Origin of the sequence: Algibacter sp. 2305UL17-15 (assembly GCF_040720935.1) — a bacterium.
In the GTDB taxonomy this organism is placed as follows: Bacteria; Bacteroidota; Bacteroidia; order Flavobacteriales; family Flavobacteriaceae; genus Jejuia.
In genome coordinates this window covers 63,532-78,330 of the sequence record NZ_JBFDAE010000019.1, presented here as the reverse complement: position 1 = coordinate 78,330, position 14,799 = coordinate 63,532, and the positions used below count along the sequence as shown (strand labels likewise).

General features: G+C 33.3%; 9 protein-coding genes. 4 read left to right on the top strand and 5 right to left on the bottom strand.

What is annotated here, in order from left to right; translation table 11 throughout:
- Positions 1-781 precede the first annotated feature (781 nt).
- Together ABXQ82_RS16835 and ABXQ82_RS16830 are read right to left on the bottom strand one after the other, a co-directional pair.
- On the bottom strand, positions 782-1,999 hold the full coding sequence (locus ABXQ82_RS16835) for a hypothetical protein (RefSeq protein ID WP_367062517.1): 1,218 nt from the start codon (positions 1,997-1,999) through the stop codon (positions 782-784).
- A gap of 323 nt (positions 2,000-2,322) precedes the next feature.
- A complete protein-coding gene (locus tag ABXQ82_RS16830; RefSeq protein WP_367062514.1) occupies positions 2,323-4,785 on the bottom strand; it encodes a Plug domain-containing protein in 2,463 nt (820 codons plus the stop codon).
- Between the two features lie 91 nt (positions 4,786-4,876).
- On the opposite strand from ABXQ82_RS16830, the gene ABXQ82_RS16825 reads away from it, so the two are divergent.
- The gene (locus tag ABXQ82_RS16825; RefSeq protein WP_367062511.1) at positions 4,877-5,893 is read left to right on the top strand and encodes a GntG family PLP-dependent aldolase; all 1,017 of its coding nucleotides are present in this window, start codon (positions 4,877-4,879) and stop codon (positions 5,891-5,893) included.
- Between the two features lie 94 nt (positions 5,894-5,987).
- On the opposite strand, the gene ABXQ82_RS16820 is transcribed toward ABXQ82_RS16825, so the two are convergent.
- The 3 genes from ABXQ82_RS16820 to ABXQ82_RS16810 all read right to left on the bottom strand — a co-directional run bounded on the left by ABXQ82_RS16820 (position 5,988) and on the right by ABXQ82_RS16810 (position 9,636).
- Complete coding sequence (locus ABXQ82_RS16820; RefSeq protein WP_367062508.1) at positions 5,988-7,757, bottom strand: hypothetical protein; 1,770 nt, start codon at positions 7,755-7,757, stop codon at positions 5,988-5,990.
- A gap of 134 nt (positions 7,758-7,891) precedes the next feature.
- Positions 7,892-9,046 (bottom strand): dTDP-4-amino-4,6-dideoxygalactose transaminase, encoded by a 1,155-nt coding sequence (rffA, locus tag ABXQ82_RS16815; protein ID WP_367062505.1) that lies wholly within the window; start codon positions 9,044-9,046, stop codon positions 7,892-7,894.
- A gap of 266 nt (positions 9,047-9,312) precedes the next feature.
- Complete coding sequence (locus ABXQ82_RS16810) at positions 9,313-9,636, bottom strand: YbaB/EbfC family nucleoid-associated protein (RefSeq protein WP_367062502.1); 324 nt, start codon at positions 9,634-9,636, stop codon at positions 9,313-9,315.
- A 345-nt stretch (positions 9,637-9,981) separates the two neighbouring features.
- On the opposite strand from ABXQ82_RS16810, the gene ABXQ82_RS16805 reads away from it, so the two are divergent.
- From ABXQ82_RS16805 to ABXQ82_RS16795, 3 genes are all read left to right on the top strand, one after another.
- Entirely contained in the window at positions 9,982-12,051 is a 2,070-nt protein-coding gene (locus ABXQ82_RS16805) for a S9 family peptidase (protein WP_367062499.1), read from the top strand.
- Positions 12,052-12,128: 77 nt separating this feature from the next.
- Positions 12,129-13,169, top strand: coding sequence for a cysteine synthase family protein (locus ABXQ82_RS16800; RefSeq protein ID WP_367062496.1), 1,041 nt, complete (start codon positions 12,129-12,131; stop codon positions 13,167-13,169).
- Positions 13,170-13,395: 226 nt separating this feature from the next.
- The gene (locus tag ABXQ82_RS16795) at positions 13,396-14,655 is read left to right on the top strand and encodes an aminotransferase class I/II-fold pyridoxal phosphate-dependent enzyme (RefSeq protein ID WP_367062493.1); all 1,260 of its coding nucleotides are present in this window, start codon (positions 13,396-13,398) and stop codon (positions 14,653-14,655) included.
- Positions 14,656-14,799: the final 144 nt, after the last annotated feature.

The following is a 14,799-nucleotide window of genomic DNA, read 5'->3' as shown; positions in this document are numbered from 1 at the left end:
TCTTCGTTTAATAAATCTTCTGGTTTCATAAGTGTGTAAAATTTAAAGTTAATAAAATAAAAAACTCAGGATTGAATTCAATCCTGAGTTTTTTGAAACTTACACACTTTATGGGTTAGTGCCGATAAATTTTTATATTCCTACATTAGGTTAAAAAAGCCGTAAGCATTGCTGATGAACAACTTTTTTCTTGTAAATCTTAATGCACAACGGGTGTATAAATATTATAGAATCCTGATGGTTACCTAGCTAGGAATTCTCTTAGGTTTTTGCTTAATTGTTCAGAAAAACATAATCTTGCTATTTTTAACGTTTTCATCGCAAAAAACCTTAAAATATGATTTGTTAGAAGCTGTAACGAATGATATTTAAATCACACTTAGAGTATAAGGCAGTAGGACTTATCAAAACCCATTTCTATAGAACCTTAATCATTTCTTCTTTAAACTGTTTTGTGAATCAAATTTTTAGAATTTGAATGTTTTCTTAAAACATGTCTCCTGTTTTGGTATAACGATAATTTAATTTTATTGATGCTTTTTATATAAATATTAAACAGATTGTACTTTGAAGATTAGGAAAGGGCTATAAAATAATAAAATCCAAAGATTTGTCACTAGGCTTAAAATGTCATTAATGATTTAAGTGTTAATGTTTTAAGTGACTAGTTGTTATATGTAATTCATGTTATCTATTAACAGCGTTTAAACTTATATAAAAAGAAGAGAGGTTACCTAAATAAGGTAACCTCTCTTTAATATTATTTAATTAACTGGGTTTTCTACCAGTATCTACACTTGCTGTAGTATTTACAGAACCAGTGTCTGTAACATTTGTTATCTGGTTTAACATAGTCACAAAGTTCACCACCATCAGTACTTGTACCACTAACTACGTTGAATACACCTTTTTCGTATCCAGGACCAATTTTTGTCCAACAGTTAGTGTTGATTTTAGTATAGTAACAGTGACCAATTTTAATATAAATGTATCTTCCAAATGATCCATCGTTATTGACACCGTTAAGTGTAAACTGCTCGTGTGGGGCTAATACTTTATCAAATATTTTAACCGCTCTACAAGAGTTCCCTTTCTTTTGGTACACTTTAACTCTTTTACTTCTGCACCAGTCAAATTCTAAAGTTAATTCATTAACATCACCTTTACAATCTTTACATTTTTCAATATCAGCACACTCAAGAAGGAAATTGAAATCCATAACCCAAAGTCTTTCGTTTGTGTTGATATCTGTTATCCATCCCCATGTACCTAAACCTTCAGCACCTACATTACTATCCCAAATAGCACCACCTGGGCCAACTTGCACACCATATTTTTCTTCTGGTCTTTGAGTAAGACCGTAAACGCCTTGACCTAGACAATCACTACCAGCAGATGTAATTGTACTTCTTGTGTCGTCAATTTTGTAATAATTTAAGTTTTCTTTTACATCTCCAGAACATCCACCTTCATCTTTCCAATCATTGCCAGCAGCTTGCCATTCAGTCCAGTTGCTTTTTCCAATAAACCATACATCAATAGTAACAACACAATCTCCTACAATTGCATTGGTAGTTCCTGTAAGATGTGCAGAACCATCATTATATTCAGTTAATTTTAATTTGTGGTCGTCTGTAGTGCCAAAGAAACCACTAGTATAATCAGTTTCAGTTTCAGGCCACCAAAAGTTAGATTTTGGTTGATTTGGATTATTACAGAGATCTGCATCTATAACTTTACATTCCTTAATAGCTTTTGGGCCACTAGATTTAGATTGACTTGACATTTCAAGATCTAGGCTAATAGAAGGACTAACTAGATTTTCACTTTCATCGTTAAATTCTAGCGTTGCGTCTTCTTCTCCGTCTGGAACGATGATTTCATCTTCCATTGATTCTTCAGTTACCTGAACTTCCTTTTGTTCTTCTGTTACTGTCTCATTTTGACAAGCGAAAAACATTACCGCTACACCTAGTAGCATTAGTAGATTTTTTTTCATAATTTTAAATTTGTGTTTATCAGATTAATAGTTAACAGGTGTAAATTTATAAAAAGAGTTATACCACCTATTAAATTTTTGTTAAAACCGATATTTTTTCGATTAATAGATGAAGCCCAAATTTTTGGGGTTCAATAGATTAAATGCTTTTTTTTTAGATTAATCGTAAGTTTTTACGTTAAAACCACAGTATTTGTAGAGATTTTGGGCACAATTCGCATTTTGTCTATAAAAACTGAATAAATCTTACAAAATAAATAGATTCCGAATTGAACAATAACGGTTCATGAATTTTGAACAATACAGATCAATGGGAAACATCGCTAATCAACATTAAAGGTGCTAACCGCATGCAAAGGAATACCAGACTGTGAGACACCTTCAATTTCTATGAGATAATCACTTTTAGAATCACTTGTAAAAAAGGAGATGTCTTGACCACCTTCATTATTAATAGTGATTTTTGGTTCCCAATGGAGTGTAGTCCTTATATCTGGCTTAGTTGCTTCTTCAAATCCTGAAAGATGGTCTGGGGCATAAAACTTTTTTGCAGTATAGAATCCTTTAGCAGGAAAATCGATAATGCCAGGCTTTCGTTTAATGTTTCTTGAAAAACTGGTATTGCCTGTTTTAGAATAAATTGCAATAACACCGTTTCCGCTATTTGGGTATAGGGCAGCATCTGCTCCTTTTAAAACATCAATAAAAGATATTTCACTGGCTTGAAGCGAACTTAAAAAGTCCATATCAACCTCAAATTTATCCAAGAGCACTAATGGGCTTCCAGTTCCTCCTCTTATATATATAGAATCATTAAAGACACTAACACCCGGAACAGTAGCCAACAAATCAAAAACGGTTTGCCCATAATCAATAAAATCTGTTTCAAGGTCTAATCTATTAGAGGGGAAGCCATAATCAGTTTGGTTATTCATGTCTTCTTCACGCTTCTCATAGTCTTCCTTTTTCTTGGCAATAATAGTTACCTCTTCTAATTGTTGCCGTTGTTGGTCTAATTCAAAATTTAATTGCTGAATATATTTCGTGACCTTAATATAGTTTTCTAGTTGTAAATTTGAAGCTATGTTGTTTTTAGTTACTCTGTTATGATTTACTTTAGGTTGTTCTTCATTCTGGTCAATTAAAATAAGAATGTTGCGATCAGCTTCCCTTTCAGATTTAAAATCGGTTAATCTAGATTCTACTATGGTTTGAATTGAATCAAAAAATATAAAAGGGCCAAACTTAAATTCCCCACTTATATTTGATTTTTTAACAGGTTCTTGTATAATGTTTTCGCCGTAAAACGTCAGTCTTGTTGGAGCAGATACTGGTCCGTACGGTTTTTTTAACCGCTTTGTTCTTCCTGAAATATAAATTCCTTTTTCAGCATCAAAACTATTAGTGTCTTTATTATAAAGTAAATCTTTCCAAGTAAAGCGTCTCCAGCCGTTTGTAAGCATCGTTAAATCGAGTAAATAGCGTTTTTTGCTATCTATTTCATCAAAAAAGTATCCGGGGTTTTCAATATCACCCCTTAAATCAGAATTCAATAACAAATATGTTTTAATGTTTTTATGGAATCTATTATAGGGAAAAGCATTTAAATCTCTAACACTCATAGATAAATGACTGGGAAGCACCGCTCCATTTTGATCCTTAGTCGTAATTTGAATTGTTTGTCGTTTTCTGGTGCCTAAAACGCCTTTATCTTTTTTAATTTCGATAATTCCTTTGTTATTGTCGTTAGCAATAAATACTAAGCGTTCGCATACCGGATTTCCAGTAGCATCAAATAAAGTAAGGTGTACAACACCATCTTTTAAATTATCAACGGGAATTTTAAGTGTATAACTGTCTTTAGGTTCAGGCTCAAACTTGTTTAATATTTGTTTTCCTCTTTGATGAACAACTAAGTAGGTGTTGCTTAGAGCCATGGTTTCGTTAGATTTCACGTTTACTATTATGTGATTTCCAGCATTAATAACACCCAAAGTGTGCCCTTGTGGTAATGCTTTCGGTAGAGGATATTTATATTCAACACCGTTTACTTCCAGTTTTGCATAATAAGTTTTTTCAGGTTGTGGACTTATTGAAAAGACTCCCAACCCGAACTTTGAAGTGCCAAAGTTTGAAATAATATCGTTTTGGGCATTTAATATTTTACCAGAAAACGTAATGTCTTTTAAGCCTACACCTTTAACTTTAATAACAACTTTACTTCTTAAGTTTTCTACTAAGTCGCCTCCTTCGGGAAAAAACTGCAAGTCTGGTTTTATTTGCTGAAAGCTAAGGTCTGGCCCACTTGGTTTTACGAGAGATAACTCTAGGCTATCGGCTTTATCTGCAGACCAAATATTAATTTCTTTTTTAAAAAAGAAGTCTGCACTTTTATTCCGCATATAATTGGTGTAAGCCCTTAAAAGATATTTACCAGATTTCCAGTTTTTTTCAATCTTAAAATCTCCTGCAGCGGCAATATTATTTGTAAATAGTTTCTTTTTAGAAACCAAACTATCTTTTTCATCGATTAATTCAACATAAATTACCCAGCTTTTTTTACTCTTCTCGTGAGTGATACCGTCAACCAGATAGCTTGTAAACCAAATGGTTTCATCTAGCGCATAATATGGCTTATCTGTATGTACATATATTTTTTCGGGAGAATTTGTCGTGCTATATTGCTCAAGTTTTTCACTTACCAATTCAGTAAAGTGATTTTGAATAACAATCGAAAAAGAGCATAGCAAAATAAAGAGCACAGAAAAGGAAATAATTTTTTTCATCAAAAGAAGCTGTAATTTTAAGAGTTTAAAGATAGATTAATAACTACTTTTATTACAAATTATAGTTTAATTTTAACTATTTAAATTTTAGATGATAATAGATCTTAGAAGTGATACCGTTACCAAGCCTTCAAAAGCAATGTTGCAAGCCATGTTCAATGCTAAAGTAGGCGACGATGTGTTTAGGGAAGACCCAACTACAAATAAACTAGAAGAAAAAGTAGCTAAGATGTTTGGGAAAGAACGGGCTTTGTTTTTTCCGAGTGGCACAATGGCAAACCAAACTGCCATTAAATTACATACAGCTCCTGGAGACCAAATAATTTGCGATAAATATGCCCATATTTATAATTACGAATCTGGTGGCGCATCATTCAATAGTGGTGTCTCCTGTAAATTGATCGATGGAGAAAGAGGTATGTTTACAGCAAATCAAGTTGCTGAAGCTATTAATCCAGATGCCTACTATTACAGTAAAACAACTTTAGTTGAAATTGAAAACACAACAAATAAAGGAGGTGGCGCTTGTTGGGATTTAAACGAGGTTTTAAAAATTAAGAAAGTTTGTGATGCTAATAATTTGAGGTTTCATTTAGATGGTGCTCGATTATGGAATGCTTTGGTAGCAAAAAATGAAACTACGGAACAGTATGGGAAACTGTTTGACACTATTTCTATATGTTTTAGTAAAGGTTTAGGTTGCCCGGTTGGCTCGATTTTGGTTGGGAATTCTGAAATCATGAAAGAGGCGATTAGAATCAGAAAGATTTTTGGTGGTAATATGCGGCAAGTTGGTTATTTGGCAGCCGCTGCACTTTATGCATTAGAAAACAATATTGACCGATTGCATGAAGATCATCAAAGAGCCAAGGAAATAGGAGAGGTGCTCACTAAATTGCCGATGATAAAAACCGTTGAACCTATTGAAACCAATATCGTTATTTTTGAATTGAATGCTGTTGAAGATGCATCTCTTTTCATCCAAAAGTTAAAAGAAAAAGGGATACACATTATAGGCATGGGAGGTGGGAAACTTAGGATGGTAACACATTTAGATTATACCAGTAAAATGCATGAAAAACTCATGAACTATTTTAAGGATTCATAAAACAATAAAAAACTAAGTCCAAAAAGAATATTTTTGGACTTAGTCTAATTTTAAGATTACTAGATTTTATTACCGAAACGAAAATAATGTTTCATTAAATTGTGCAAAGCTCGCCATTGTTTCTACTGGCTCCTCTAATTACTTTGAAATTGCCAATAACATAGCCAGGGACAACATTTGGATCAGAACAACTTGTATGAATTGCTTCAGTTTTTTCACCATTAATATAAATTGTTATTTCAGTTCCTAGTGTTCCTTTATCATCATTTCCATTTAATTCAATAGTATCACCATTATTCACATTTTGACTAAAAATAACATCACCAGAGTTTTTACCTTTGCCTTTTGTTTTTACAGTTATTAACGCACTATCTCCAGAATACTCAAGATCTAATTCAGTTAGTTTTCCATCACAATCACAATCGTCATTACCATTTTCTTCATAATCGGTTGGGCACAATACGCCTCCATTTCTACTGACTCCAGTTATAACGGTATAATTACCGAAAACCGCTCCTGGACCAATAGGGACAGAACAACTTGTATGTATTTTTTGGTCCAAATTCCCATCAATATAAATATGTATTTCAGTTCCAAGTGTCCCTTTATCGTCATTGCCTAAAAAACTAAAATTTGTTCCAGGGTCAACTGTTCCTTCAAAAACTATAGCTCCTTCTTTGTTTTTACCTTTTCCCTTAGTTTTTACAGTAATGTTGGCACTTTCATTTCCATTGTATTCTAATGTAAGTTCTGTTACTTTACCATCACATGGTTGGCACTCTTCTTCAGTTTCTTCACAATCTAATAGGAAATTAAAATCCATAACATAAAGTCTTGCACCTAATTTGTTGAAATCTGAACATAATCTTCCTCCATTTCTACTTGCTCCATCCAGTACTTCAAATGCACCACTTACAAAACCTGGTAATACGTTAGGGTCAGAACAACTAGTGTGAATTTTAGTGTTTTCATTACCATCTACGTTAAGAGTAATTTCAGTTCCTAATGTACCTTTATCGTCATTTCCGTATATGGTAAATGCAGCACCTGGTTGAACTTCCCCATCAAAAATGGCACTACCCGCATTTTTTCCTTTCCCTTTAGTATTTACAGTAATATTAGCTGGTGAATTTCCATTATATTGAAGGGTTAATTCAGTCAATTTCCCATCGCAATCTCCACAATTATTAGTATTCTCATTGAGAATTTCAGTAATCCATCCCCAAGTTCCTAGACCCATCGCACCTACATTACTATCCCAAATTGCACCACCTGGACCAACTTGAACACCATATTTTTCTGCAGGTCTTTGCTCTAACCCATAAACTCCCTCTACTAAACAATCACTACCAGCAGAAGTAATTGTACTTCTTTTTGAGTCGATTTTATAATAATGCAAAGCCTCTTTAACGTCACCAGAACAGCCTCCTTCGTCTTTCCAATCGTTACCTGAAGCATACCAGTCATCCCAATTCATTTTACCAATGAACCATACGTCAATAGTTACTACACAGTCACCATTAATCGCATTAGTAGTTCCTGTTAAATGAGCAGAACCATTGTCGTGTTCAGTAAATTTCAATTTATGATCATCTGTAGTACCGAAGAAACCACTAGTATAATCGGTTTCAGTTTCAGGCCACCAAAAGTTAGATTTTGGTTGATTTGGATTATTACAGTTATCTGCATCCAAAACTTTACATTCTTTAACAATATTTGGTTGATGTACTTTCTTTTTCTTTTTTTTCTTTTTACTCAATTCAGAAGATGTAGAGTTAACATCTTCATGGTTTTCAATTGATTCTGTGTTGCAGGCAAAAATAAATAAGCATGCTCCGAGAGTAGTTAGGATGATTTTTTTCATGATTTCAAAGTGTTGGTTTATATATTAGGGTGTAATCTTAAAGTGTAATTTAACGCATAACAAAGGTTAAAACATAAAAAACTAGTTGTATCTCCTTTTTTTTCTGATTATCAGTTAAGCAAAGTATGGTTTTCTTAAATCACTTTTTTTATATAAGAATCCATTAAAACATCTGCTACCATTTGGTCGATGGTAGAAAACTCCAGATCAACAAAAAGAGGGAGCCTAATCAAACAATCAGAAAAGCGGTCACTATTAATTAAAATCCTACTATCATGTTTGTTGGTATAATATGAACTTTTATGCAAGGATGAATAATGGAAAACTGCATGATATCCTTTGTTTTTAAATAGTGCTAATAATTTATTTCTAGTTTTTAAATTTTTAGCTACTAAATAGAACATGTGTCCGTTTTGGGATGCATAATCAGGAATTGGTGCAATTTCAAAATCTGGGGTTGTACATGAATTTGTAATTGTCTCATAATAATGATTCCAAAGTGCAACTCGTTTTGCTTGAATTTCATCAATTGCTTCTAGTTGTGCCCATAAAAAAGCAGCTAAAATATCTGAGGCTAAAAATGAAGCTCCTATATCTACCCATCCGTATTTATCAATTTCTCCTCTAAAAAATTTAGATCTATTTGTACCGTTTTCCCATATAATTTCAGCTCGTTCTATAAACCTATCATCATTAATTACAAGTAAACCACCTTCACCGGAAACTATATTTTTTGTTTCGTGAAATGAAAAAGCAGCTAAATGTCCAATAGAACCTAATGGTTTTTTTACGCCTTTTCTATCGGTATAATAACTATCTATAGCATGTGCTGCATCTTCAATAACTATAAGATTGTTTTTGTTTGCAATACTCATAATAGCGTCCATATCACAAGCTATACCTGCATAGTGCACCACAATAATGGCTTTTGTTTTTTTGTTAATTAATCTTTCTATGCCTTTTGGGTCTATATTGGGATTATCTGCATAAGAATCTGCAAATACTACTTTGGCGCCAGTTCTTAAAAATGCTAATGCGGTAGAAACAAAAGTGAAACTAGGAATAATTACTTCGTCGCCTTCTTTCAGGTTAGCCAACATTGCGCACATTTCTAGCGCATCTGTACAAGAGGTTGTCAGTAAGGTTTTTTTGAAACTGTATTTTTTTTCAAAGAAGTTTTGACATTTTTTTGTAAAACTTCCGTTTCCAGAAATTTTTCCGCTAATTAAAGCTTCGTTTATATATTTCTGTTCGTTTCCGGTTAAGAATATTTTGTTAAAAGGTATCATAAGTCAATATAAGTTTGGGGCGTTATATTTAAAACTGTATGTAAAAGTATGGCTTGTGTTATTTTAACCAAAAAAATAAGTTGTAATGAGAAATAACTTAGACGTAGAACAAAAAATAAGACTTTAATGCCCTGAAATTAAACTAAGTGTCCTTAGTATGTATGTGGAAAAATTATAATAATTATTTGAAATAGTGCATTAAGAAATGCAAAAATGCATCCAGAATTTAGGACTGCTAAAGTCAAAAAATGGCTCTATATACAGCCTTACTTAAACATATCCATCCCAGGAATATTGGGCATACCTTCTTTGGCAACAGCACTAAGTTCGGCTTCATTAACACTAGTCGCTTTTTCAATAGCATTATTCAATGTTACAATTAAATAGTCTTCAAGTTGTTCTTTATCTTCTAATAAAGCATCATCAATTTCAATAGATTTTATAGTCCTGTTGGCGGTTAAAGTCACTTTTAGTTTTCCATCTTTACTGCTTTCATCAACTAAGACGGTGTCTAAACGTTTCTTGGTTTCTTCAACTTTCTTTTGGGTTTCTTTAAGTTTTCCCATCATACCCATCATATCTCCAAACATAGTTTCTAGCTTTAATTATTAATAAAGCTAAATTATTAAAATAATCTATTTTTTTATAACATATTCTATTAAAATGATAAGTCAAACGCATTAAAATAAATAGCTGTTTTTTTAGCCACTAATTTCACCAATAAGCACGAAAAAAGGGGTAAAGCCCATTTTTAAATTAGTGAAATATTTAATTATAATAATTTCACGAATGAAAAATCTAAAGGTTTTTCAAAAATTAGTGACTATTAGTGCGTTCGTGGCTGATGAAGTTTACTTTGATTAAAGTGAATAAACTGGTCGCTATTTTAATCTTTAGCATTATTTTTGCGGATTCCAGTAAAGAAGATAAAGAAAATGACAACAAAGACCAGTATTTTTAATCCGCCAATTGCAAATAAAGCCCCAAAAGAACTCATTGCCCACGGAGATTCTAGAATTGATAATTATTATTGGTTAAACGATAGAGAAAATCAAGAGGTTATCGATTATTTGAATGCTGAAAACGATTATACAAAGGCAATAATGGAGCATACTGAGGATTTCCAAGAGCAGTTATTCGAGGAAATGAAAGGCAGAATAAAAGAAGACGATACCTCGGTGCCTTATAAATTAAATGGCTATTGGTATCAAACACGATTTGAAAAAGGAAAAGACTACCCTATTTACATTCGAAAAAAGGAAACTTTAGAAGCTCCAGAAGAACTATTGTTCGACTGTAATAAAATGGCAAAAGAACATGCCTATTTTAAGCTTGGTGGCATCTCTATAAGTCCAGATAACACAATGGCTGCATTTTCAACAGATACTTTAAGTAGAAGACAATATACTATTCAAATTAAACATCTTGAAACCGAAGAAATTTTTAGTGATAAAATAGATAATACTACCGGAGGCATCACTTGGGCAAATGATAATAAAACATTGTTTTACGCCAAAAAGGATGAAACAACATTACGCTCTCATAAAATATGTAAACATGTTTTGGGTACCAGTTCTAAAACGGATGTTGAGGTGTTTCATGAAGAAGATGATACTTTCAACACTTTCGTTTATAAAACAAAATCCAAAAAGTATATCGTTATTGGTTCATCTAGTACTTTAAGTTCAGAATATCGTTTTTTAAATGCCGATACACCAAATGAAGCATTCAGGATTTTTCAAAAGAGAACACAAGATTTAGAGTATTCCATAGCGCACTATAATGATAGTTTCTATGTTATTTCGAATATAAATGGCGCAACCAATTTTAAAGTCTCAAAAGCACCCGAAACAGCTACGGAAAAAAAACATTGGGAAGATGTAATTCCACATAGAAAAAACGTTTTAGTTGAAGATATCGAAATTTTTAAAGATTATTTAGTGGTGAATGAACGGGAGAACGGACTAAATAATATAAGAATCATGACTTGGAATGGTAATGAGGATTATTACTTGCCATTTGATAACGAAACCTATAATGCATACATAGGGAATAACCCTGATTTTGATAGTGACACCCTGAGATATGGCTATAATTCATTAACCACACCAAGTTCTGTAATCGATTATAATTTAAAAACTAAAGTCAGTAGTGTCATAAAAGAGCAAGAAGTACTTGGAGGCACTTTTAAAAAGGAGAATTACGAATCTAAGCGTATTTGGGCAACAGCTCGAGATGGCGTAAAAGTGCCAATATCGTTGGTTTATAAAAAAGGAATAGCCTTAGATGGTACAAATCCATTGTTGCAATATGCTTATGGTTCTTATGGCTCAACCATAGACCCATCGTTTTCTAGTATCAGGTTGAGTTTGTTGGATAGGGGATTTGTGTATGCTATTAGTCATATTCGTGGTGGTGAATATTTAGGACGCGATTGGTATGAAAATGGGAAATTATTAATCAAGAAAAACACCTTTACAGATTTTATAGATTGTTCAAAACACTTAATATCAGAAGGTTATACTTCGGAAAAACATTTATATGCCTACGGAGGTTCTGCGGGAGGCTTATTGATGGGGGCTATTATAAATATGAATCCAGAATTATACCGTGGGGTTTTGGCGGCAGTTCCGTTTGTAGATGTGGTTACGACAATGCTTGACGACACCATACCGTTAACAACAGGGGAGTATGACGAGTGGGGCAATCCAAATGAGGTTGAATATTACAACTATATGAAATCCTATTCGCCATATGATAATGTTCAAGCAAAGAATTATCCAAATATGTTGGTGACTACCGGATTGCACGATTCTCAAGTGCAGTATTGGGAACCAGCAAAATGGGTGGCAAAACTCAGGGAATTAAAGACCGATTCAAATAAATTATTGCTTCAAACCAATATGGATTCCGGGCATGGCGGTGCATCAGGAAGATTTGAAAGCTTAAGGGAAGTGGCCCTAGAATATGCTTTTTTATTAGATTTAGAAAAAATTAATCACTAATAAAAAAAAATGCTTATTTTTGCCAAGTTTTAGGTTACTTGTTTTATATTTATGAAAGTGGCTTATAAATTACATTTATGAAACATAGAAATAAAGTTTTTGATAATGTATTAGATTTAGTAGGCAATACACCGCTTATTAAGCTTAATAGGATAACTTCAAAATTAAAAGGAAGTTTTTACGCGAAAGTAGAAGCTTTCAACCCGGGGCAATCTTCCAAGGATAGAATAGCGCTTTATATTATCGAACAAGCTGAAAAGCAAGGTATTTTAAAACCTGGCGATACTATAATTGAAACTACTTCTGGAAATACAGGTTTTAGTTTAGCAATGGTTAGTATTATTAAAGGCTACGATTGTATTTTGGCGGTAAGTTCAAAATCATCTGCCGACAAGATTGATATGCTGAAAACCATGGGAGCTAAGGTATATGTATGTCCAGCTCATGTTAGTGCAGACGATCCGCGCTCTTATTATCAAGTGGCAAAACGTTTACACGATGAAATGAAGGGTTCTGTTTACATTAACCAGTATTTTAATCAATTGAATATTGATGCGCATTATGCCTCGACAGGTCCTGAAATTTGGGAACAGACCGAAGGTAAGATAACGCATTTAGTAGCCTGTAGTGGTACCGGAGGTACTATTTCGGGAACTGCAAAATATTTGAAGGAGCAAAATCCAAACATCAAAGTAATTGGTGTTGATGCATTTGGTTCTGTTTTGAAGAAATATCATGAAACCAAAGAGTTTGATGAAAAAGAAATCTACCCTTACCGAATAGAAGGTTTAGGTAAAAACTTAATACCTGGCGCCACAGAATTCGACCTTATAGACGAATTTATTAAGGTGAATGACGAAGATAGTGCGCATACTGCACGAGAAATCGCAAGAACAGAAGGTATGTTCGTGGGTTATACGTCTGGTGCAGCAACACAAGCTTTAAAGCAGTTGGGTGAAGAAAAAAGATTTAAAAAAGACGATTATGTAGTGGTCATATTCCCAGATCATGGGTCACGCTACATGAGTAAAGTGTATTCTGATAAGTGGATGAGCGATCAAGGATTCTTCGATAGTATCAACGAAGAAGCTTCACAAAAAATTCAATACATCAAATAAGTAAGTAAATCTATACCTTAAAGAGACAGTTTTTTGCTAAACAAGCAAAAAGTTGTCTCTTTTTTTATTTTATCAATAATTGAACTGTAAAAATTATGTTCAAACCAGATAAATATTTAATTTTGCAGCAACTAACTAAGAACTTCATTACTAAACATTAAAAGAACGAATTATAATTTTGTGCTTCGATTTGTGTTTATTTTTAAGTGGATATATTTAATAGTAGATGAAAGATTTATTTGAGAAGATTTACAAAGACAAAGGGCCTTTAGGTAAATGGGCAGCTCATGCTGAAGGTTATTTTGTGTTTCCTAAATTAGAAGGAGAGATTTCTAATAGAATGAAATTTCAAGGGAAAGATGTTATTACTTGGAGTATTAATGATTATTTAGGTTTAGCCAACCATCCAGAAGTTCGTAAAGTGGATGCTGAAGCTGCTGCTGAATATGGTTCTGCTTACCCAATGGGCGCAAGAATGATGTCTGGTCATACCGATTTGCATGAAAAACTACAAAACGAATTAGCTGAATTTGTTAACAAAGAAGCAGCATATCTTTTGAATTTTGGGTATCAAGGCATGGTATCTACTATTGATGCTTTAGTAGCTAAAGATGATATTATTGTGTATGATGTTGATGCGCACGCTTGTATCATAGATGGTGTTCGCTTGCATATGGGGAAACGATTTACCTATAAGCATAACGATGTTGTAAGTTTGGAAAAAAACTTAGAACGTGCCACAAAAATGGCAGAACAAACAGGAGGAGGTATTTTAGTTATTTCTGAAGGTGTGTTTGGAATGCGTGGAGAACAAGGGCGTTTAAAAGAAATTGTTGCACTTAAAAAGAAATTCAATTTCAGGTTTTTTGTTGATGATGCGCATGGTTTTGGTACTCTTGGAGCTACTGGAGCAGGAGCGGGAGAGGAACAAGGCGTTCAAGACGGTATTGATGTCTATTTTGCAACGTTTGCAAAATCTATGGCAAGTACAGGTGCTTTTATCGCCGCAGATCAAGAAATTATTGATTACTTAAAATATAATTTACGTTCTCAAATGTTTGCCAAGTCTTTGCAAATGCAATTGGTAAAAGGTGCTTTAAAACGCTTGGATATGTTGAGGACTATGCCGGAGTTGAAACAGAATCTTTGGAAAATAGTTGATGCATTACAATCTGGCTTAAAAAAACGAGGTTTTGATATAGGGACAACTCAAAGTTGTGTAACACCAGTATATCTAAAAGGAAGTATTCCTGAGGCTATGGCATTGGTAAAAGACCTGCGTGAGAACTACGGCATATTCTGTTCAATAGTAGTTTACCCTGTAATACCTAAAGGATTAATTTTACTAAGAATGATTCCTACGGCAACGCATACCTTACAGGATGTAAGCGAAACTCTTGATGCATTTGATGCTATTAGAGATCGATTGGTAAATGGAACTTATAAACGCTTATCTGCTGCAGTAATGTCCGCAATGGGCGAATAAAATAGAAATTTTAGAAGTTAATAAAAAGTCCGATTTTTTTTTAAAATCGGACTTTTTTTATGCTAATTTTTTCTCGTCCAGATTGTCCCCTTGAGCGGACTTTAGGGGTGTTTTTTCAATCATAACTATCAAATTTACACTCTA

Excerpts from the sequence above, each read along its gene's own strand:
- ABXQ82_RS16835 (WP_367062517.1), bottom strand. The coding sequence starts at position 1,999 with ATGAAAAAAAATCTACTAATGCTACTAGGTGTAGCGGTAATGTTTTTC.
- ABXQ82_RS16830 (WP_367062514.1), bottom strand. The coding sequence starts at position 4,785 with ATGAAAAAAATTATTTCCTTTTCTGTGCTCTTTATTTTGCTATGCTCT.
- ABXQ82_RS16825 (WP_367062511.1), top strand. The coding sequence starts at position 4,877 with ATGATAATAGATCTTAGAAGTGATACCGTTACCAAGCCTTCAAAAGCA.
- ABXQ82_RS16820 (WP_367062508.1), bottom strand. The coding sequence starts at position 7,757 with ATGAAAAAAATCATCCTAACTACTCTCGGAGCATGCTTATTTATTTTT.
- rffA (WP_367062505.1), bottom strand. The coding sequence starts at position 9,046 with ATGATACCTTTTAACAAAATATTCTTAACCGGAAACGAACAGAAATAT.
- ABXQ82_RS16810 (WP_367062502.1), bottom strand. The coding sequence starts at position 9,636 with ATGTTTGGAGATATGATGGGTATGATGGGAAAACTTAAAGAAACCCAA.
- ABXQ82_RS16805 (WP_367062499.1), top strand. The coding sequence starts at position 9,982 with ATGACAACAAAGACCAGTATTTTTAATCCGCCAATTGCAAATAAAGCC.
- ABXQ82_RS16800 (WP_367062496.1), top strand. The coding sequence starts at position 12,129 with ATGAAACATAGAAATAAAGTTTTTGATAATGTATTAGATTTAGTAGGC.
- ABXQ82_RS16795 (WP_367062493.1), top strand. The coding sequence starts at position 13,396 with ATGAAAGATTTATTTGAGAAGATTTACAAAGACAAAGGGCCTTTAGGT.